The organism is Mycobacterium sp. E735, assembly GCF_001666955.1.
Lineage (GTDB): Bacteria > Actinomycetota > Actinomycetes > Mycobacteriales > Mycobacteriaceae > Mycobacterium.
Genome location: NZ_LZIX01000096.1, coordinates 1 through 731, shown reverse-complemented (window position 1 = coordinate 731; position 731 = coordinate 1). Strand labels below are relative to the sequence as shown.

At 69.2% G+C, this 731-nt stretch carries 1 pseudogene; it reads left to right on the top strand.

From position 1 onward, the window contains the following. Positions 1-698 (top strand): annotated as a pseudogene (locus tag A5704_RS08050) (glycine dehydrogenase (aminomethyl-transferring)); the annotation flags it as partial. Between the last annotated feature and the right edge of the window lie 33 nt (positions 699-731).

The following is a 731-nucleotide window of genomic DNA, read 5'->3' as shown; positions in this document are numbered from 1 at the left end:
TGCGCTCGCATCTGGCCCCTTTCCTGCCGGGACATCCGCACGCTCCCGAGTTGCCCCAGGGGCATCCGGTGTCGTCGGCGCCCTACGGGTCCGCCTCGATCCTGCCGATCAGCTGGGCCTACATCAGGATGATGGGCGGCGACGGCCTGCGGGCCGCGTCGCTGACGGCGATCGCCTCGGCCAACTACATCGCCCGGCGACTCGACGAGTACTTCCCGGTGCTCTACACCGGGGAGAACGGGATGGTCGCCCACGAATGCATCCTGGACCTGCGGGGCATCACCAAGTCGACCGGCGTGACCGTCGACGATGTCGCAAAGCGCTTGGCGGACTACGGCTTTCACGCGCCGACGATGAGCTTCCCGGTGGCCGGCACACTGATGGTGGAGCCCACCGAGAGCGAGACCCTGACCGAGGTCGACGCCTTCTGCGAGGCCATGATCGCCATCCGTCGCGAGATCGACCGGGTGGGCGCGGGGGAGTGGCCGGTGGAGGACAATCCGCTGCGCGGCGCGCCGCACACGGCGGAATGCCTGCTGGTCTCCGATTGGGAGCACCCGTACACGCGGGAAGAGGCCGCCTATCCGCTGGGCAAGAACTTCCGGCCGAAGGTGTGGCCGCCGGTGCGGCGCATCGACGGCGCCTACGGCGACCGCAACCTGGTCTGCTCGTGCCCCCCGGTGGAGGCCTTCGCGTAAGTCCGCCCGGTCAGCCGAAACGCTCGACGATCG